General features: G+C 65.2%; 19 protein-coding genes and 1 tRNA gene. 10 read left to right on the forward strand and 10 right to left on the reverse strand.

Translation table 11 applies throughout. The features are described from left to right. Positions 1 to 13: 13 nt before the first annotated feature. Complete coding sequence (locus tag HJO_RS10490) at positions 14 to 475, reverse strand: MarR family winged helix-turn-helix transcriptional regulator (RefSeq protein ID WP_035616691.1); 462 nt, start codon at positions 473 to 475, stop codon at positions 14 to 16. Positions 476 to 648: 173 nt separating this feature from the next. After that, positions 649 to 1,143 (reverse strand): hypothetical protein, encoded by a 495-nt coding sequence (locus HJO_RS10495; protein WP_156945572.1) that lies wholly within the window; start codon positions 1,141 to 1,143, stop codon positions 649 to 651. A gap of 219 nt (positions 1,144 to 1,362) precedes the next feature. Here HJO_RS10495 and HJO_RS10500 point away from each other — a divergent pair, with 219 nt between their 5' ends. Next, positions 1,363 to 2,070: a hypothetical protein gene (locus HJO_RS10500; RefSeq protein ID WP_035616692.1), complete on the forward strand. Its 708-nt coding sequence runs from the start codon at positions 1,363 to 1,365 to the stop codon at positions 2,068 to 2,070. 73 nt (positions 2,071 to 2,143) lie between these two features. Here the strand turns inward: HJO_RS10500 and HJO_RS10505 are convergent, their stop codons facing one another. Continuing rightward, entirely contained in the window at positions 2,144 to 2,587 is a 444-nt protein-coding gene (locus HJO_RS10505) for a cytochrome c (RefSeq protein ID WP_156945574.1), read from the reverse strand. 133 nt (positions 2,588 to 2,720) lie between these two features. Then, entirely contained in the window at positions 2,721 to 3,200 is a 480-nt protein-coding gene (locus tag HJO_RS10510) for a hypothetical protein (RefSeq protein WP_035616693.1), read from the reverse strand. A 327-nt stretch (positions 3,201 to 3,527) separates the two neighbouring features. Between HJO_RS10510 and HJO_RS10515 the strand changes: the two genes are divergently transcribed. Continuing rightward, a complete protein-coding gene (locus HJO_RS10515) occupies positions 3,528 to 4,271 on the forward strand; it encodes an alpha/beta fold hydrolase (RefSeq protein WP_035616694.1) in 744 nt (247 codons plus the stop codon). On the opposite strand, the gene HJO_RS10520 is transcribed toward HJO_RS10515, so the two are convergent. From HJO_RS10520 to HJO_RS10535, 4 genes are all read right to left on the reverse strand, one after another. Next, positions 4,259 to 5,539, reverse strand: coding sequence for an alanine racemase (locus tag HJO_RS10520; RefSeq protein ID WP_035616695.1), 1,281 nt, complete (start codon positions 5,537 to 5,539; stop codon positions 4,259 to 4,261). The two genes, HJO_RS10515 and HJO_RS10520, sit on opposite strands and share 13 nt — an antisense overlap. Beyond that, positions 5,532 to 6,962: a D-arabinono-1,4-lactone oxidase gene (locus tag HJO_RS10525; RefSeq protein ID WP_051618502.1), complete on the reverse strand. Its 1,431-nt coding sequence runs from the start codon at positions 6,960 to 6,962 to the stop codon at positions 5,532 to 5,534. Before HJO_RS10525 ends, HJO_RS10520 begins: the two co-directional genes overlap by 8 nt. Positions 6,963 to 7,068: 106 nt before the next feature. Further along, positions 7,069 to 7,893 (reverse strand): ferredoxin--NADP reductase, encoded by an 825-nt coding sequence (locus HJO_RS10530; RefSeq protein WP_035616697.1) that lies wholly within the window; start codon positions 7,891 to 7,893, stop codon positions 7,069 to 7,071. Between the two features lie 89 nt (positions 7,894 to 7,982). Next, positions 7,983 to 8,537, reverse strand: coding sequence for a rhodanese-like domain-containing protein (locus HJO_RS10535; RefSeq protein WP_241764724.1), 555 nt, complete (start codon positions 8,535 to 8,537; stop codon positions 7,983 to 7,985). A gap of 174 nt (positions 8,538 to 8,711) precedes the next feature. Between HJO_RS10535 and HJO_RS10540 the strand changes: the two genes are divergently transcribed. Beyond that, positions 8,712 to 9,290 carry a hypothetical protein gene (locus HJO_RS10540; RefSeq protein ID WP_035616699.1) on the forward strand — a complete coding sequence of 193 codons (579 nt, stop codon included), beginning with the start codon at positions 8,712 to 8,714 and terminating at the stop codon, positions 9,288 to 9,290. 6 nt (positions 9,291 to 9,296) lie between these two features. Here the strand turns inward: HJO_RS10540 and HJO_RS10545 are convergent, their stop codons facing one another. Both HJO_RS10545 and ggt read right to left on the reverse strand, forming a co-directional pair. After that, positions 9,297 to 9,884, reverse strand: a complete 588-nt coding sequence (locus HJO_RS10545; RefSeq protein WP_035616700.1) for a thymidine kinase — start codon at positions 9,882 to 9,884, stop codon at positions 9,297 to 9,299. An 11-nt stretch (positions 9,885 to 9,895) separates the two neighbouring features. Continuing rightward, positions 9,896 to 11,719, reverse strand: coding sequence for a gamma-glutamyltransferase (gene ggt / locus HJO_RS10550; protein WP_051618504.1), 1,824 nt, complete (start codon positions 11,717 to 11,719; stop codon positions 9,896 to 9,898). Between the two features lie 75 nt (positions 11,720 to 11,794). Between ggt and HJO_RS10555 the strand changes: the two genes are divergently transcribed. The 7 genes from HJO_RS10555 to arsB all read left to right on the forward strand — a co-directional run bounded on the left by HJO_RS10555 (position 11,795) and on the right by arsB (position 16,888). Next, positions 11,795 to 12,778 (forward strand): P1 family peptidase, encoded by a 984-nt coding sequence (locus HJO_RS10555; protein WP_241764725.1) that lies wholly within the window; start codon positions 11,795 to 11,797, stop codon positions 12,776 to 12,778. 13 nt (positions 12,779 to 12,791) lie between these two features. Then, positions 12,792 to 13,739 (forward strand): S1 family serine peptidase, encoded by a 948-nt coding sequence (locus tag HJO_RS10560; protein WP_035616702.1) that lies wholly within the window; start codon positions 12,792 to 12,794, stop codon positions 13,737 to 13,739. A 77-nt stretch (positions 13,740 to 13,816) separates the two neighbouring features. After that, complete coding sequence (locus tag HJO_RS10565) at positions 13,817 to 14,788, forward strand: serine protease (RefSeq protein ID WP_084141905.1); 972 nt, start codon at positions 13,817 to 13,819, stop codon at positions 14,786 to 14,788. An 81-nt stretch (positions 14,789 to 14,869) separates the two neighbouring features. Further along, positions 14,870 to 14,946: transfer RNA gene (locus HJO_RS10570), tRNA-Arg, on the forward strand. Positions 14,947 to 15,292: 346 nt separating this feature from the next. Continuing rightward, a complete protein-coding gene (locus HJO_RS10575) occupies positions 15,293 to 15,670 on the forward strand; it encodes an ArsR/SmtB family transcription factor (protein ID WP_051618505.1) in 378 nt (125 codons plus the stop codon). After that, the gene (locus HJO_RS18835) at positions 15,667 to 15,789 is read left to right on the forward strand and encodes a hypothetical protein (protein ID WP_277813165.1); all 123 of its coding nucleotides are present in this window, start codon (positions 15,667 to 15,669) and stop codon (positions 15,787 to 15,789) included. The genes HJO_RS10575 and HJO_RS18835 overlap by 4 nt, the downstream gene beginning before the upstream one ends. Positions 15,790 to 15,811: 22 nt before the next feature. Continuing rightward, positions 15,812 to 16,888, forward strand: coding sequence for an ACR3 family arsenite efflux transporter (arsB, locus tag HJO_RS10580; protein WP_035616704.1), 1,077 nt, complete (start codon positions 15,812 to 15,814; stop codon positions 16,886 to 16,888). Positions 16,889 to 16,965: the final 77 nt, after the last annotated feature.

Raw genomic sequence — 16,965 nt, forward strand, 5'->3', positions numbered from 1 at the left:
ATGTGCATGCGGATCAATCTATCGGGACGGTGGTTACGCCGCCCGTCTCGGCCAGCTGTTTCAGCAGCCGTTCGAGGGTTTCGCGGTCCACCCCTGACAGGTGGCCGAAGCATTCGGCATCATTGCGGTCGGCGAGCGCCGCCAGTTTCGGCACGCGGGCCGCGCCCCGCCGGGTCAGGGCCAGCGTCTGCGCCCGTGCATCGTCCGGGCTGGCCTCGCGCACCACCAGTCCCTTGCCGATCAGGCGGTCGGCCAGTTTCGTGATCGCGCCGCGGGTCATGCCCATCTCGTCGGCCAGGCGGCTTGGCGCCATCGGCTCTGCCGCGTACAGCGCCCGCATCATCACCCATTCGGCCACCGTCACGCCCTCTGCCGCCAGCTTGCCGGCAAAGGCGTGCGACACATGGTTGGAAACGGCCCGCAACCAGAATCCCAGGTGATCTGTCAGGGCGGACACAGGCGGTGAGTCAGGCACGGCGGCTCCTTGCTTGGGCAGGAATTTACGGCCAGATAGTTTCCTAGTCAACTATTTGTTCGTCCAGCGCCACACGCCGCCGCCGCGCCCGCTCGGGCGCCTCATCACATGGTCTGGAATGAAAAAAAGCCGCCGGAGCACCGGCGGCTTTCATCACGTTGTCGCTGACGGGATCAGCGGAAGGTCATTTCCTGCAACAGGCTGTTGCTCATGATCTCGCGGAATTCCGCCCGGTCGGCGCTTTCCGCCTGCAGCTTTTCAGCAGACGATTTGGCCCAGGCCCGGTAGGCCACGAACTGCGCTTCACCTTCCGGTCCGCTCGGCACATGGTCGATCACGGAAATCAGGTAGAGGTCAGGTTCACCCGCCCGGTTATAATAGTTGGACATGACCATGTAGTCCTTGATCCAGCCCTTCGACTTGGCAAATTCCTGTCCGGCGCGCCATTGGGTCGCAAGGTGGTTGGCATAGGCCAGCCCGCCGCCGGGCTTCAGGTCAATCGCCGTGATTTCCCAGAAATCGCCACCCACCAGTGGATAACCGTCATCGGCTGCAGTCGCGGCTGGCGCAGCGGCCGCCGGCTCCTGTGCGATCGCCGTCGTGGCGCATCCGGCCAGTGCAATGGCTGTCGCCAGGCCGGCAATCTTCAGTGAACTTACAAAACGCATTTTCATCCTCCCAATTTCTATTTTATATCGCATCATTAACATAAATTAACCAATTCGCCTATGGATTGTGTTTCGGCCAGGAAATTCGCCTTGAACGGGTGTTTTCGCCCAACGCAACTGGCGTCCTTTCCGCCTCCCTGTCCTGCCTGATCTGCAGGCGCTGCGGGGAGGGCACGTTGCCGTCTCCCCCCTTTGCGAAACTGTGCCACTCTTGCGGGCATGACACAGATGCCCGCCAACCCGTTCCAGTCGCTTGTCATCGTCGCGTGGCGGCGCGCGGATTTTCTCGTGCATGAAATCGCCCGCGCGCTGGGCCTCGGGCTGACGCCGTGCAGGCCCTTCCTGCTGCGGCCCGTCCGCGCCCGCCTCGCGGCAGACCTTGCCCGCTTCGAGGCGCTCGTCCGGCGCCTGCTCGTGCTCATGGTCCTGGAACAGGCGCTGCCTGCATTCACGCCACGTGCACCGGCAATGGGGGCGCCGGCAGGGAAGGGGCGCCCCCCGGCGCCGCGCCGGTATCTCGCTGTGCCTGCCTTCCGCCTGGCCGACCCCGCGCCCCGCACGGTCTCCACGCCGCCACCGCGCCGGCCTGCCGGCGGCCTGCGTCCGCGCATCCTGCGCCTCGACCAACCGCTGCCGCCGCCTGATCCGTGGGAATACGCGCCGCGCGCCGACCAGCTCGTGCCCAGCCAGCCCCTCGTGCGCCGCCTGGCTGCCCTGTGCGCCGTGTTCGATGACCCGGCGCACCATCTCACCCGCATGGCGCGCTTTCTCGCCCGTACCCGGGCCACGCCCTCGGCCCCGCGCTACCGCCTTGCGCCCCTGCCACCGGCCGCCCGCGCCCGCCGCGTGCCGCAGGACGAGCGCGAGGCGATGCGCCAGGTCCACACAGAAGCCTGCGCCCAGCTCGCGCGATTCGACACGTCCTGACGCGCCGGATTTTCGGAGCGCCAGTACCGGCCGGGGCTCGCCCGCGCCGGTCGCCGGTGCTGCACCGGGCGGTCTATTCCGCCTTTGGCAGCGAGGCGATATAGGCCGTCATCGCCGCGGCATCCGCTGCACTGGCCCTGTACTGGGGCATTGGCGGCAGCACCGGCACGCCGCTTGGCCGTCCGCCGCCCGTCAGGAAGGTGATCATGTCGTCGCCCGTCCAGCCCTCCGGCAGGCCGGCGATTGGCGGCGCATTCGGGGCCCAGGGCATCTCGACCAGCGGCGCGAAGCCGAGCGCGGCACCCTGCAGGGCGTGGCTCATATCCGGGCCGGTCGGCGTCATCGCCGTGTGGCAGTCATTGCAGCCCCCCATTGCCACCATGTATTGCCCCTGGGCGACAAGGTCTTCGGCGGTTTGCGCTTCGGCAGGTCCTGCTGCCGGAATTGCAGTTTCAGCTTGTGTGCATGCAGTCAGTCCAAGGAGTGCCAACGCACCCGCCAAACCCAACCTTGTCATGAATGTCCTCCCGCAAACGCGCAGCCCAAGCGCAGCGCTCAGGCGAAATTTACTGCATTTCGCCTTGTCGCGGAATATGTTTTTTGGCCGTACAGGAACGAAAAGGTCGGGCTGCCGGCAACCGATCGGTGCGCTAGTGGACGCCGTCGCAGGTCTGTGTGCTGCGCTGGACACCGATCTGCCCGACCTTGCCGGTCGTGTTGTCCACCTCGAAATAGATGTTTCCGTAGTCATACACCGTGACGTCATCGAGGGTGACGACGCATTTCGGTTTGCCATAGGTGCCGCGCGCGAAAATCTGCTCCGATCCCATCGACACACCGCGATCGGTAAAGAACCGGGGGTCGTGCGCGATGATCCAGTAGACCTTGTCGTCTGCGGCAACGGTCATCCCGTCAAACGCGTAGGACGTGGCATCGGTATGGGCAATCGGCACGGTGCGGAGGGGCTTGCCCTGCAGCGAGAGCAGGTCGGACAATGACATGCCCAGTTCGACATTGCTGACACGCTGGCCGGGGACGATCTGGTTGTCCTTGAGATCGGGTGGCCCACTCGCGCACGCGCCAAGCGCCAGGAACATTGCGGCTGAAATGACTCTGTTGCCCACTTTCATGGAGGGGCCTCCGTTGCTGTGCAAGAACTGTACAATGATGGTCAGATCAACCCATCCCCACCCGTTTGTCGAGGCGCAGACTGTACGAAACAGCCTCCATACGCCCAAATCCGGCACAATCTTTTGTAATGTTGCAACGCGGGGAGGGGCGCTTCACCGCCGCGCGCCCCGTTCAGGCAGGGCATCCCTTGCGCGGCGTCCCCAAACAGGGGGGGTGATGCAGGAAAGATAGGTGCGATCCGGACAGTTCCAATGCGGATTGATGCCGCGTTGCACTTGCCGCCCGTTTGATCGAAAGATGCCGTCTCAGATCCGGGAGAGGTCCGCATGGCAACATTCATTCTCGTCCACGGCGCCTGGCATGGCGGCTGGTGCTGGGAGCGCGTGACGCCCCTGCTCGAAGCGGCAGGCCACACCGTCATCGCGCCCGACCTCCCGGGCATGGGGCAGGACACGACCCCGCTGGCCAGTGTCTCGCTCGAGCTCTGGGCCCGCTTCGTGGCCGACCTTGCTGCCCGCCAGCCCGAACCGGTCATCCTTGTCGGTCACAGCCGGGGCGGCATCGTCATCAGCCAGGCTGGCGAATATGCCCCGGCATCCATCCGTGGCCTCGTCTACCTCACGGCCTTCCTGGTCCAGGACGGCCAGTCGCTGCTGGCAACGATGCAGCGCACGCCGAGAGACCCGGCCCTGCCGCCTGAATTCGAGCCGAGCGAGGATGGCACAACGCTCAGCCTGGTGCCGGGTGCGGCCGCACGGACATTCTACAATACGACAGAGCCTGCCTGGCAGGCCCGCGCCGCCGCGCTGGTCGGCCCGGAACCGGCGGTCGCCTTCACGACACCGGTGGCCATTTCAGGGGCCCGCTACGGGTCTGTCCGGCGCGCCTATGTCGAATGCCTGCAGGACAGGGCGATCCCGATCAAGGCGCAGCGCATGATGCAGGCGGACCTGCCCTGCGAGCGTGTGGTGACACTCGATTGCGATCACTCGCCCTTCTATGCGGCGCCGGACGCGCTGGCCGAAGGCCTGGTTGGCCTTGCCGAGCACTTTGCGGATCAGGCCGAATAGTCGAAGACCGGCCAGCGCTCGGTGATCGCGCCATTCTCGTAGACGGCGATGTCGCCGAATTGCAGGAACACCGCTTCGCTCTGGTGCGGGCGCAGGAAGACGAATTCGTCCGGGCTGATCTCCAGCTCCGGCCCGCCATTCAGCATTTCCTGGTTTGATGAGCGTCCGAACGTCTTGTTGTAGGCCAGGCCCGGCGGGTCGACCGGGTCGGCCAGCCAGTTGCCGCCATAGATGAACACGGTCTTGGATGCATTCGGGTTCCACGCGCGCGTCGCACCGTCGGCAAATTCGAGGCCCGGCATGTGCGTCACCGGCATCGCCTTGATCACCGGCGTTGCAATGAAACTTGCCGGCACATGCGGTTCCAGCAGCTCGGTATCGAAATGCGTCGGCTTGACCAGGCACGATCCCGCCGACACTTCGCTGGCAATCTCCGTGTCCTGATAGGTCCGGTAGGTCGGGCTGCCCGCGGCATTGCGCGTGATGCCCGCCATCACGTCCGCACCGAACACCTCGCCCGCCTGCGCCAGCGCCGCTGCGTAGCCCTTGCGCACGCCCTTCATCGCCCGCTCGCGCCAGCCCATCGCCGTCGGCAGGGAGGGGATGTGCGGATCATATCCCATGAAGCCGGCAAAGGTCAGGCGCGGGTTCGCTGCAATCGCCTCCAGCATGCCCTTCAGGTCTGCGCCCGCCACCATGCCGCCCCGGTGCAGCCCGACATCAAGCTCGATATTGATATTGAGGTCGCGGCCCACCTGGTCGGCCAGCGCAGCATATTGCGCCAGGCGCTCCGGCGTATCGACCAGCCACTGGATATTGTCCGCCGCCGCTGCGACATCCGCCGGCAGCTGCTCGAAATAGTGCCGCGCCGCCATCACGGGCAGGGGCTTGCCCAGCAACTGGCTGGCCTCCGGCATGGCCTGCGAAATCTCCAGCAGCATGGGCAGGTTGAATGTCATCAGCCGATCCGTCCCCGTCCGTTCACGGATATGCCGGATCAGCCCGAGCGAGGGCAGCGATTTCGCGACGATGCGGTATCCCATGCCTGCCGGCAGGAAGCCTTTCAGCGTGTCGATATTGGCATCCAGCCGCGCCTTGTCGACCACCATTGTCGGCTGCGCGATTCCCGCCGCCGTCAGCGCCTTCTGGACATCCAGGAAATAGGCATCGCGCGGTCCGCTCTTGTCGCCGGGTTTCATCATCAGTGCAGTCACTCCAACTAGGGCGGCGCCGCCCAGGATCACGTTACGGCGGGAAAACTCAATCATCGAAAGCTTCTCCGAACAGTTTGGCAAGGTGCGGGTTCAGGAACTTGCCCGACGGGTCCATCTCGCGGCGCAGGGCCATGAAGTCCCCGAACCGGGGGTAGAGGGCGGACAGTTCCTCCTTGCCCAGAGAATGATGCTTGCCCCAGTGCGGGCGCCCGCCATTGGCCCGGTGGATCGGTTCGATCTCCGAGAAGAAATAGTCATATGGCTCGTCAACCGCCGCATGGATTGCGATCGACATGCGCGGGCCCGCATTGAACGGGCTCAGCCAGGCGTCGTCCGGTGCGATGACGCGCACTTCCATCGGGAAGAACACTTCCTTGTGGCGCTCCAGTTTCGCAATCACTTCCTTCAGGCCCTTGATGCCGTTCTCGCGGGGCAGGTGGTATTCCATTTCGTTGAACTTGATCGGCCGCGTCGTCGCCAGCAGCTTGTAGGAGCTGTCGCTGACATCCTCGACCATGCCCTTGGGCAGCGCCTCGCCGATGATCTTGCGCCGCATCCACGGCCACCAGCCGACCGCGTCGCGCAGGGCCTTCAGCTCTTCCAGCGTGGAATCATCCTCGTTGTCGCCGCGCCCGCTGACCGGGCCCTCGTGCAGGTCGTGGCTGATGCCGGCGCCATAGCCGGTGTTCGGGAAATAGTAGAATTCGAAATTGCGGTGCTGCTGGATGTACTCCTCGGCCCGTTCGATCAGCGTACCGATCGGCTCGACCCAGACCTGCCGGTGCAGGTTGAACATCGGCACGGTGCGCAGCGTGTATTCCGTGATGATGCCCAGCGCGCCGAGCGACACCCGCCCCGCCGCGAACAGGTCCGGATTGCTGTCCGGCGTGACGTCCAGGATGTCGCCTGCCGCCGTGACCATCCGGAAGCCCGCAATATGATCGTGCAGCGCGGTCAGTGTCTCGCCGGTGCCGTGCGTCGCGGTGGAGAACGTGCCCGCCAGCGTCTGCACATCGATATCCGGCAGGTTCGGCAGCGCCCGTCCGGCATCGGCCAGTTCGGTCGCGGCCTGGAACAGGCGCGTGCCCGCGCCGAATACGGCAATGCCGGTGTCAGCGTCGATCGCCCTCATGCCGGACATCTGGCTGACATCCACCATCACGCCTTCGCTCGGGGCGAGGCCGACAAAGGAATGGCCGCTCCCGAACGGGCGGATGCGCGAATCGGTCCGTGCGACCAGCGCACTGAGCGCCCCCTCGCTTGCCGGCCGGCTGATCGCTTCGGGCGTTGCCCGCTGCACGCCGGACCAGTTCATCCAGCTGTCTTCGCCTTCCGGCGCTTCGGGGAAATCCGGGTCATAGTCCGGTCGCGTAAAGGTGCGTCGGCCCCAGGCCACGTGCTGGCTGGCCGGAATGGCCACCCCGCCTGCCGCAACCGCGCCGCCCGCCAACAGCATCGTCCGCCGTGAAACCACCATGTCCGCTCCCCTCGTTTTTCGGGGATTGGACACAGGCGGCTTGCCTGCTGTCAATACATGACGTCGATGTCAGGTTTCGTAGTGTGGGTGCGAGGGCAAATGCCGCTCAGCCCGCAAAGGCCTTCTCGATGACGAATTCGGCCGGCGCCGCGTTCGACCCTTCGGTCAGGCCATGCGCGATCATCAGCCCCTTCACGTCCTGGATCATCTCCATCGAGCCGCAGATCATCGCCCGGTCGGTCTCGGGGTTCAGTTTCGGCACGCCGAGATCGGCGAACAGCTTGCCCGTCTCGATCAGCGTCGTGATCCGGCCCATGTTCGGATGCGGCGTGCGGGTGCAGCTCGTGTACAGGCGCAGCTTGCCGGCAGCCATCTCGCCAACCAGCGGATCCTCGGCAATGGCGCGGATCAGGTTGGTGGAATAGGCAAGTTCGTCTTCGTCGCGGCATGTGTGCGTGACGATGACCTCGTCATAGCGCTCGTAGGTTTCCGGGTCGCGCACCAGGCTGGCAAAGGGCGCAAAGCCCGTGCCGGTCGAGAACATGTAGAGGCGCTTGCCGGGGGTCAGTGCGTCGAGCACCAGCGTGCCGGTCGGTTTCTTGCCCAGTAGCACCTTGTCGCCCGGCTGGATCGCCTGCAGGCGAGAGGTCAGCGGGCCGTCGGGCACCTTGATCGAATAGAATTCCAGTTCGTCGTCCCAGGCGGGCGAAGCGATGGAATAGGCGCGCAGGATCGGCTTGCCGTCTTCCCTGGGCAGGCCGATCATCACGAACTCGCCGGTGCGGAAGCGGAAACTGCGCGGCCGGGTCAGCCGGAAGCGGAACAGCCGGTCGGTATAGTGCTCGACGCTGAGGACGGTTTCCTCGGTCGGGGCGTTCGGGTTCACTCTCGGAGCGGTGGCAGCAGCGGCTGCGGATGCATCAGCGGACATTGGCGGGCCTCATTTCGGGGGCGGCTATTCAGTTTCTGTGCCGCAAATGAAGCCTGCTGCCGGCAAAAGCAAGGCGGCAGATGGGGTGTTTAGTTTTCCTGAAGGGTCGCAGCGGGCAGCATGTCCGGCCAGTCCGACACCCAGTGGATGTCCGCATCCCGGATCGAATGGGCGCCTTTCAGCTCGTAGATATTCTCGTAGCCATAGCCGTAAAGGTTGATGAAGGTCGGCACATTCAGCGCCAGTTCGACGCGCTTCACCATCACCGGAGCCACATTGTCGCTGAAATTGTTGTTGCAATAGATCAGGATGCGCGTCGTCTTGTCGCCCAGTGCCTTGGCCAGTTTGGCATCGGTGAAATCGGAGAAGTTGACGTTGATGGCGCCCTCGATGTGGCCCATGTGGAAGGCCTCCGAACTGCGCGTGTCGAGCAGGATCGTGTCCGGGTCGGCCTTCATTGCATTGAACGTGTCCAGGTCCACCAGGCGTGTCTGGCGATAGGCGCCGAGTTCTCCGCTGAGGCCGACAAAGCCGTCATAATCGATCTGCGCATCGGGCGCGTCAGGCGCCTCGGCATTCGCCATCAGGCCGCAGCCGATAAAGGTGGCCAGGGTGATGAGTCCCAATATGACATTCCGCTTCACGCCCACTGGATCTCTCCTTCGTGTTTCCAGTTCTGTGAATCTTCGCTCGCAAATGAGGCGAGAATGGGGAAGAAGGCCGGGCCTTGTCGGGGCGCGCCATTTACAGTGCCAACGTCGGGTTGCGCGAACCGCCCGGCTTTGGCATGACGCCGGTCAGCACCCCGGGACATTTGCATGACCACCAAACCGCCTCGTTACGAGTTTCGCTGCTGGCCGGAAGATTTCGACGTTCACGCGGCCCGCGCCGCCGCCCAGCTTGATTTCGACCAGACTGAATCGCGCACTGACATCTACCTGCTGGCGCCCGGTCGCACCGACCTGACGCCCAAGCTGCGCGGTGGCAGCGTGCTGGAGCTGAAGGCACGGCTCGGCACCCGGGGCGTGCTGGAACGCTGGCATCCGGTGTTCAGCGATGCCTTCCCGCTCGACACCGATGTCCTGACCCTGCTGGCCGGCCTGTTCCCGGATGTCGATGCGCGCGCCTGCACCAGCCCGGATGCGCTCTGCGCCGCGATTGCCGGCCATGCCGACGTGCGCCATGTCGCCAAGACACGCCGCAAGCATGTCGCCAATGGCCTGCGCGCGGAGATCACCGAGGCGGCGTGCAACGGCCGTGTCAACAGGTCGATCGCCTTCGAGTGCGAGGACGCCAGCCAGCTGGATGCCCAACTCGCGGCGCTCGGCCTCAGCGGGTTCGCCAATATCAATTATGGGGCCGCCCTGCGCGCGCCGGGCCTGTTCGGTCCCGCCTGAGCCGGGTCAGCCGGTCGGGAAGCGCCCCATGCGTTCTTCCCAGTGGCGCCGGCAGAGGGAGAGATAGGTGGTCTTCTCGATCGACACCTGGTCACCCTCGGTCAGCGCCTTGCCGTCGGGCCCCAGGCGCACGACCATCGTGGCCTTGCTGCCGCATTCACAGATCGTGCGGATCTCGCGCAGGTTGTCGGCAATCGCCAGCAGCGCCGCCGACCCCTCGAACAGCTCGCCCCTGAAATCGGTGCGCAGGCCATAGGCCAGAACCGGCACATGCAGGTAGTCGGTCACCCGTGCCAGTTGCCAGACCTGTTGCTTGGTCAGGAATTGCGCCTCGTCGACAAAGATCGCGTCGAGCCGTCCCTTGGCCATCACATCCTGCACCAGCGCGAACAGGTCGACCGTGTCGGAATACAGCGTCGCTTCGGAACTGATCCCGATGCGCGACGAGATATGCCCGTCCTCCGTGCCGCCATACAGCTCGGACGTCAGCAACAGCACGTCCATGCCCCGCTCACGATAATTGTGCGCCGCCTGGAGCAGGATCGTCGACTTGCCCGCATTCATCGCGGCATAGGAAAAGTACAGCTTGGCCATGCCGGAACAGCCTATTCCAGTGCTTTGGCCACGCCTTCGCGGCGCGGGTCAGCGCCGCCTTCAAGCCCGTCGTCACGCACGACGATGACATGCAACCCGGAAATCTCTCCGGTGCGTTCCTCGACACTATAGCCCATCGTGCGCAGGGCTTCGGCGGCTTCCGGGCCGCCTTCGCGGTCGATCTCGACAGCAACCGTATCGCCGCGCGCGATGATGTTCGGCAGGTTGATCGCCTCCTGTGCCGTCAGGCCCGTCTCCAGCACGCCGACCAGCGTCTTGGCGACATAGGCAATGATCGAATTGCCGCCGGGCGACCCGGTCACCATGAACAGGTCACCGGCTTCATCGAACACCAGCGTCGGCGACATCGAGCTGCGCGGCCGCTTGCCGGAGCCCGGTGCGTTGGCCACCGGCAGGCCGCCCGCAGTCGGTGCGCGGGAGAAGTCGGTCAGCTGGTTGTTCAGCAGGAAGCCGTGCGTCATCCGTGACGACCCGAAGGCCGATTCAACGGTGGCCGTCATCGACACGGCGTTGCCGTCAGTATCGATGATGGAAACATGCGTCGTGCCCGGCGCATGTTCGGTCTGGTCCTGGCCCCACATGCCGATCATCGGGCTGCGGCCGAGAATGACCCCCGGATCGCCGGGCGTGGCATGGCCGTCCGGTGCGAAGGCCTGCTTGGCACGCTCCCGGATGTAGACCGGATTGATCAGGTCATCCGATGGAACGGTCACCTTGTCGGCATCGGCCACGTAATAGTCGCGGTCGGCATAGGCGAGGCGCTGCGCATCGACGAAGATCTTGAGGAAATAGTCTTCCGTCACGCGCACGTTGTCGGCCGGTTTCATGGCATCATAGAGGCCCATGATCTCGTTCTGGGCGATGCCCCCGGAGCTTGGCGGCGGCGCCGAGCAGATCCGGTAGCCGGTCGGCAGCGTGCCGCAGAGGGCAGGGCGAACCTTGACGGTATAGTTGGACAGGTCTTCCAGCGTCATCATGCCGCCATCAGGCGCGGCATTCGTCGCGGCAACGATGCTCTCGGCAATCTCGCCCTTGTAGAAGGCGCTCGGGCCCTCCGCCGCAATCGCTTTCAGCGTGGCGGCATAGTCCGGGTTCGTGCGCACATAGCCCACCGGCAGCGGCTCGCCGTCCGGATAGAAATAGGCCGACGTGACCGGATTGTCGTCGAGGTTGATGACAGCGCGCAGGCGCTCCGAGGCGAGGGCCTCGTGGAGTTTCTCGCCGACCTTGAAGCCATTCTCGGCCAGGCGGATGGCGGGCGCGAAATTGGCGGCCCAGTCGCCGGTGCCGGCGGCGTCATGTGCGGTCTTGTACAGTGCGACCTGTCCCGGCACGCCAACGGAATGGCCGGACTGCCAGGCCTCGATGAAGCCCATCACCTTACCGTCCTTGACGAAATAGTCCGGCGTCGCGGCGGCCGGCGCCACTTCGCGGCCATCGAAGACGGTGATCTCGTCCTTGGCGCGGTCGTAATACACCATGAACGCGCCGCCACCGAGGCCGGAACTTTCCGGTTCCACCAGCCCGAGCACGGCATGGACGGCGATCGCGGCATCAATCGCGTTGCCGCCATTGCGCATCACTTCCAGCCCCGCCTCGACGGCTGCCGGGTTCGCGGCAGCCACCATGGCGCCCTTGGTCCAGCTGAGATCGCCAAGCGCCGGTGCCTCGACCGAATCCGCGGCCTTCTGCGCTTCGGTCTGGGCATCAGGGCGCGTATCGTCCGGCGCCGCGCAGGCCGCCAGTGCGAGGCCGGATATGGCCATCAGCATGGACCTGAAGGAGGGGCGAGCGGGGAGAAGGCGAGCGTACATGGAAAACCCTTTGCTTGGCGCAGTGTGCGGCTGACCTTAAGAGACTCAGCCAGGAAGTAAAAGACAAAGGCAGACATGATGGCAAAGCCCGGCCCACGCAACCTGATTACCGATGTCGAGGGCATTCTTGTCGGGCATGCCGAAGACAGCGATGTGCGCAGCGGCACGACGGTGATCCTGGCTGAAAAGCCTGCCCTTGCAGCCGTTGCCGTCGCCGGCGGCGCGCCCGGCACCCGCGAGACAGACTTGCTGGCCGCCGGCACGCTGGTCGATTCGGTTGATGCGATTGTCCTGTCCGGCGGCAGTTCCTTCGGCCTTGCCGCCGCAGACGGCGTCGCTGCCTGCCTCAAGGCCGAAGGGCGCGGCTTCGGCCTGATCGACCTGCCGAGCGTGCCGAAGGCGCCGATCGTGCCTGCCGCGATCCTCTACGACCTCGCCAATGGCGGCAACAAGGACTGGGGCGATACGTCTCCCTATGCCGGGCTCGGCCGCAAGGCCTTCGCAGCGGCTGCCGCGACATTCGAACAGGGCCGCACGGGGGCTGGCCACGGCGCGGCCGCCGGCACCCATCTGGGCGGGACAGGGTCGGCCAGCATCGTCACCGGCGACGGGTTCACCGTCGGGGCGCTGGCCGCCGTCAACTGCTACGGATCGGTCTTCATGCCGGGCACCGATGCCTTCTGGGCCTGGCCCTACGAGATCGACGGCGAATTCGGCGGCGCCCGGCCACCGGCGGATTTCACCATGGACGCCGAAGACTGGGGCGCGGCCAAGGTCAATCCCGGTCTCGGCCAGAACACGACGATTGCCTGCATTGCCACCGATGCCGCCCTGACCCCCGGCGAAGCCCAGCGCGTTGCCCGGATGGCGCTGTCGGGATTCTCGCGCGCCATCCGTCCGGTCTTCGCACCGTTCGACGGTGACGCGGTGTTCGTGCTCTCCACCGGCGCCCGCCCGTTGCCATCGCCGGCACCAGGCGCGCTTGCCCGCATCGGGGAACTTGCAGCCGCAACGCTGGCGCGTGCCATTGCGAAAGGCGTATACTCTTCCAGGCAATAGGGGATACGCAGACATGAGACGCTCAGCACGATGGGGCCTCGCCCTTGCCACACTGGCACTCGCAACGGCCTGTGTGGTCGCCGGCAGGGACGCCGACCCGGCAGACTGGCCGGGCATTGCCTCCATGCAATCGGTTTCGGGGCGCGACTTCTATCACGAGTGCGGCGCGACCATGATTTCCCAAAGCTGGGCCCTCACGGCGGCCCATTGCGTCGAGACGGCCCGCATCGAGGGTGGCCGCCGCGCCATCCAGTACGTGCCGGACGCTGACGGCCAACTCGTCCGCTTCGGCCCGATGATCGTCACCATCGGGGCAGGGGACCTGCGCCGGGTCACCAAGGGAACCGTGTTTCCCGTGAAGGGCATCACCGTCCATCCCGGCTATACGCGCGGCCATCCCGAACGCGGCAACGACCTTGCCCTCCTGCACATCGATGGCGCATGGACCGGCCCGGTCGCCAGGCTCGACGGCCTGACCGGCAGCGTCGATTCGTTTGATCCGCCCTATATGGAACTGATGGTTGCCGGCTACGGCAAGACCGGCGAACAGGCCACCAGCCAGGAAGCGGCCAGCCGCAGCGGCCGGCACCTCACCGCCCCGATGATGGTCCTGCAGCAGGCCGACCTGCCGAAGATCGGCGGCGAGGCCTGCAAGGCCCGGATCGCGGAACTGATCACCCAGTATGGCCTGCAGGACGACTATGCCGGCGTCAGCGTCACGCCGGACACCCAGATCTGCGCCGGGGCCGGCTATGCGGATTCCTGCCAGGGCGACAGCGGTGGTCCGCTGGCCCAGTGGGGCAATGGCGGGGCGGGGCCCGTTCAGGTCGGTGTCGTCAGCTGGGGCCTCGGCTGTGGCCGGCAGGACAGCCCGGGTGTGTACATGCGGGTGTCGGCCTATGCCGGCTGGATCGCCCGTGAAACCGGCATCACACCCACCGTCACCCCTGCCGCTCCCTGACCGCCTTCCCACCGGCCACCTTGCCGGCCCCCGCCCGACAGGCGTAAGCTGCCCTCCGGAAGCGAGGACAGCACGTCATGTACGGGTCGGCATATCGCACGGTGTTCAGGACACTTTCTGTCCTGGCCTGCGCCTGCGTCGTCATGGCTGCCTCGGCATCTGCACAGATCATTGCAGGACGCGACGCCAGCGCCGATGACTGGCCGGGCATCGCTTCACTGCAGACGGCGCTGGGCCATTCCCTGTTCCACGAGTGCGGCGCCACGGTGATTTCCCCCGACTGGGCCCTCACCGCCGCCCACTGCGTTGAAAATGCAAGGATTGATCCGGCAGGCCGCGCCGTCCAGTACGTCGCCGAGGATGACGGGGCCCTCGTCCGGTTCGGCACCCTGCGCATCGCCATCGGCGCCGCCGACCTGCGCCGGATGGTGTCGGGCACCGTGTTTCCCCTCAGCCGGGTCGTGGTCCATCCCGCCTATGTCCCCGGTGCGCCCGAGGCCGGCAATGACATCGCCCTGCTGCGCCTCGAAGCCCCGTGGGACGGCCCGCTCACCCGCGTCGATGGCCTCACGGCGCTCGCCTCGGATGACGCCGGCCGCTCCGGCACGCCGCTCCTCGTTGCCGGCTATGGCCGCACCGGGGAAGATGCCCCCGGCGAGGAAGCCTTCAGCCGCACCGGCCGCCAGCTGAGTGCGCCGAAGATGCGCCTCCAGGAAGGCGTCGTGCCCGTTGTCGATACCGTGTCCTGCCAGCAGCAGATCGACAGCCTGGTCGAAACCTATGGCCTGTCGGCCGCCTATGGATCGGTGCGCATCAGTCCGGACGCCCAGGTCTGCGCCGGGGCCGGCACCACGGATTCCTGCCAGGGCGACAGTGGCGGCCCGCTCGCCTACCGCGATTTTGACGGCCCGCCCGTACAGGTCGGCGTGGTCAGCTGGGGCCTTGGCTGCGGCCGCCCGGAAAGCCCCGGAATCTACACGCGCGTCTCGGCCTATGCCGGCTGGATCTCCGGCGTGACCGGGCTCGACATGGCCCCGCCGCAGCCCTGAGTGCAGTTTTGCCCGAAAAGCCGTGTCAGGCAGGCTTGCAAGGGGAGAAACCTGCCTGTATGTGTCCGCCTTCTTTGGCAGGCACCCGTAGCTCAGCTGGATAGAGCACCAGACTACGAATCTGGGGGTCGGGCGTTCGAATCGCTCCGGGTGCACCAAGGATTTCAAGACATTTTGGCTCCTGGACGCCGCCATGACATTGGCCGGGGAACCGATTGGCCTGGTTGCCAGCAAGAGCATGGTCGGGAACTTGTCTCGGAATGCAGGCTCGAAATATCGCCGTTCGGCGGCCGCTCGTTCAGGTGACCGGCACCCTGCTCTGCAGTCCATAATAAGGAGAGGCCAAACTCGACGGGTTCCCGGAACCGGTTCCTGGCGATTGATCGAAGCAAAGCACCTGAAGTGGGCCCCTCAGGTTCGGTTCCGCTGGCAATGCCGATTTTCACTTGTATCGTCGATGTCCGATCTATATGTATCGGGTATTGACGATACAAGGCTTGAGAAATGCTCGACCGAAACACCGCGGCGCCATCACCTTCGATCGAAACGGACCAGATCGTCTCGATCGCCAAGGCGCTGGCGCATCCGGCCCGGATCAGGATCATTACCTTTCTGCTCTCGAAGCCTGGCTGCATTGGCGGGGAGATCGTGGACCAGGTCGGACTGGCCCAGTCGACGGTTTCCGAACACCTGCGGATACTCAAGGAAGCAGGGCTCGTGACGGGCACGATCGACTACCCCCGCATCTGCTATTCGCTCGATCCGTCGGCGCTCGCGCCGATACGGGATCTGATCGAAGCCATCGCCGCGCGTCCGCCGGAGGGCGAGGCGCCGTGTTGCTTCACCCCCGAAGGCTGCGTTCCCAGGGAGCCCACTCGATGACGCTCCTCGGCGTCCACGCCCCAGCCATGCGCCAAGCCGTTGCGCCGATGCTGGCCGGAGACCCGGTCGGTGCAGGCTGCCTGCGCGTGCCGACTGGCCGCACACCTGTCATTGCCTGAGCCCAAAAGGACGCTGTCGCACATGTCTGCATTTGAACGTTATCTTTCGATCTGGGTCGCGCTGGCGATTGTCGCTGGCCTGACACTCGGCCAGGTCGCGCCGGGGCTGGTCGGATATCTTGCTTCGCTGGAGTACGGATCGGTCAACTTCGTCGTCGCGATCCTGATCTGGTTCATGGTCTATCCGATGATGGTGGCGGTGGATTTCTCGTCGCTGGCGCGGGTGCATGAACGGCCCAAGGGCCTGATCATCACGCTGACGGTGAACTGGCTGATCAAGCCCTTCACGATGGCCGCCCTTGGCGTGGTGTTCTTCGACTGGATCTTTTCACCCTTCATCGCGCCTGGCACGTCGGGCCAGTACATCGCGGGCCTGATCCTGCTGGGGGCTGCCCCCTGCACGGCGATGGTCTTCGTCTGGTCGCAGCTGACCAAAGGCGATCCGAACTACACGCTGGCGCAGGTGTCGCTCAACGACGCGATCATGGTCTTCGCCTACGCGCCGATCGTGGCGCTGCTGCTGGGTGTCACCGACATCACCGTGCCATGGACGACGCTTGTGCTGTCGGTCGGCCTCTATGTCGTGATTCCACTGGCGGCGGGGATAATAACGCGTGTGCTGATGACACGCGGAACTGCCAATCGTGCGCAGGCCGACGCGGCGGTGAGCGCATTTACGGCGAAGGTAAAGCTGTTCTCCATCGTCGGCCTGCTGGCGACCGTGGTGCTGCTGTTCGGCTTCCAGGGCGAGGTGATCCTGTCACAGCCCCTGGTCATCGTGATGATCGCGATTCCTCTGCTGATCCAGTCCTATGGAATCTTCAGCATCGCCTATTGGGCCGCGAAGGCCTGGCGCGTTCCCCATAACGTCGCCGCGCCCTGTGCAATGATCGGGACATCGAACTTTTTCGAACTGGCGGTTGCCGTGGCCATCGGACTGTTCGGCCTGAACTCCATTGCCGCGCTGGTCACGGTGGTCGGCGTGCTGGTCGAGGTGCCGGTGATGCTGTCGCTGGTTTGGTTTGCCAACCGCACGACGCACTGGTTTCCGGTCGGGGACACAGCGATCCGAACGCCCAAAGCAAGCGAGCAGCCCTGACTTTGACGAACACTCGTCGCTGACGTCAATGCCGCGCTCGCAGGGTTGGATCGGATCATTGTCCAATGGAAAAAGAC

The sequence above is a fragment of the Hyphomonas johnsonii MHS-2 genome (assembly GCF_000685275.1).
Lineage (GTDB): Bacteria > Pseudomonadota > Alphaproteobacteria > Caulobacterales > Hyphomonadaceae > Hyphomonas > Hyphomonas johnsonii.

Bases quoted from the DNA above. Each gene is read 5' to 3' on its own strand.
- HJO_RS10495 (WP_156945572.1), bottom strand. From the start codon at position 1,143: ATGCGTTTTGTAAGTTCACTGAAGATTGCCGGCCTGGCGACAGCCATT.
- HJO_RS10500 (WP_035616692.1), top strand. From the start codon at position 1,363: ATGACACAGATGCCCGCCAACCCGTTCCAGTCGCTTGTCATCGTCGCG.
- HJO_RS10505 (WP_156945574.1), bottom strand. From the start codon at position 2,587: ATGACAAGGTTGGGTTTGGCGGGTGCGTTGGCACTCCTTGGACTGACT.
- HJO_RS10510 (WP_035616693.1), bottom strand. From the start codon at position 3,200: ATGAAAGTGGGCAACAGAGTCATTTCAGCCGCAATGTTCCTGGCGCTT.
- HJO_RS10515 (WP_035616694.1), top strand. From the start codon at position 3,528: ATGGCAACATTCATTCTCGTCCACGGCGCCTGGCATGGCGGCTGGTGC.
- HJO_RS10520 (WP_035616695.1), bottom strand. From the start codon at position 5,539: ATGATTGAGTTTTCCCGCCGTAACGTGATCCTGGGCGGCGCCGCCCTA.
- HJO_RS10525 (WP_051618502.1), bottom strand. From the start codon at position 6,962: ATGGTGGTTTCACGGCGGACGATGCTGTTGGCGGGCGGCGCGGTTGCG.
- HJO_RS10530 (WP_035616697.1), bottom strand. From the start codon at position 7,893: ATGTCCGCTGATGCATCCGCAGCCGCTGCTGCCACCGCTCCGAGAGTG.
- HJO_RS10540 (WP_035616699.1), top strand. From the start codon at position 8,712: ATGACCACCAAACCGCCTCGTTACGAGTTTCGCTGCTGGCCGGAAGAT.
- HJO_RS10545 (WP_035616700.1), bottom strand. From the start codon at position 9,884: ATGGCCAAGCTGTACTTTTCCTATGCCGCGATGAATGCGGGCAAGTCG.
- ggt (WP_051618504.1), bottom strand. From the start codon at position 11,719: ATGTACGCTCGCCTTCTCCCCGCTCGCCCCTCCTTCAGGTCCATGCTG.
- HJO_RS10555 (WP_241764725.1), top strand. From the start codon at position 11,795: ATGATGGCAAAGCCCGGCCCACGCAACCTGATTACCGATGTCGAGGGC.
- HJO_RS10560 (WP_035616702.1), top strand. From the start codon at position 12,792: ATGAGACGCTCAGCACGATGGGGCCTCGCCCTTGCCACACTGGCACTC.
- HJO_RS10565 (WP_084141905.1), top strand. From the start codon at position 13,817: ATGTACGGGTCGGCATATCGCACGGTGTTCAGGACACTTTCTGTCCTG.
- HJO_RS10575 (WP_051618505.1), top strand. From the start codon at position 15,293: ATGCTCGACCGAAACACCGCGGCGCCATCACCTTCGATCGAAACGGAC.
- HJO_RS18835 (WP_277813165.1), top strand. From the start codon at position 15,667: ATGACGCTCCTCGGCGTCCACGCCCCAGCCATGCGCCAAGCCGTTGCG.
- arsB (WP_035616704.1), top strand. From the start codon at position 15,812: ATGTCTGCATTTGAACGTTATCTTTCGATCTGGGTCGCGCTGGCGATT.